Annotated in this window: 1 protein-coding gene; it reads left to right on the forward strand. The window is 41.3% G+C overall.

What is annotated here, in order from left to right:
* On the forward strand, positions 1–519 hold a 519-nt coding region (locus tag AC07E5_RS09615), incomplete at its 5' end, for an RNA-guided endonuclease InsQ/TnpB family protein (RefSeq protein ID WP_498625321.1).
* Positions 520–578 lie beyond the last annotated feature (59 nt).

Here is a 578-nt window from a genome sequence, read left to right on the forward strand (position 1 = left end):
CTGAATTTTAAAATCAATAAACTACATCATCACATTGCCAATATTCGTCATGACTACTTGCAAAAAATCACTACAACGCTCAGCAAAAACCACGCAATGATTGCTGTTGAGGATTTAAAAGTAGCAAATATGTCGAAGTCAGCAAGTGGCACAATCGAAAATCAAGGAAAGAATGTAAAAGCTAAGTCAGGCTTAAACAAATCAATCCTAGATCAAGGTTGGGGCATGCTCGTTAGTATGTTGGAATATAAGCAACAATGGCGAGGTGGATTACTTGTAAAAGTTGATCCGAAGTACACAAGTCAAACCTGCTGTGAATGTGGTCATGTAGCAAAAGAAAACCGACAAACTCAAGCTAAATTTGAGTGTGTCGGATGCGGTTATGTTGCGAATGCGGATTTAAACGCATCTCGTAATATATTGTCGGCAGGACATGCCGTTTTGTCTGTGGAGGGTGGATGCGGTAAAGGTCGCCCTAAGAAGCAGAAAGCAAGCGAAATCCGTGAGGAAGTCGCCTAAGAGCTTTGCTTTTAGAATCCCCCACTTGAGTGAAAACGAAAGTGGTGGGAGTATGTCAA

The sequence above is a fragment of the Acinetobacter seohaensis genome (assembly GCF_056431365.1).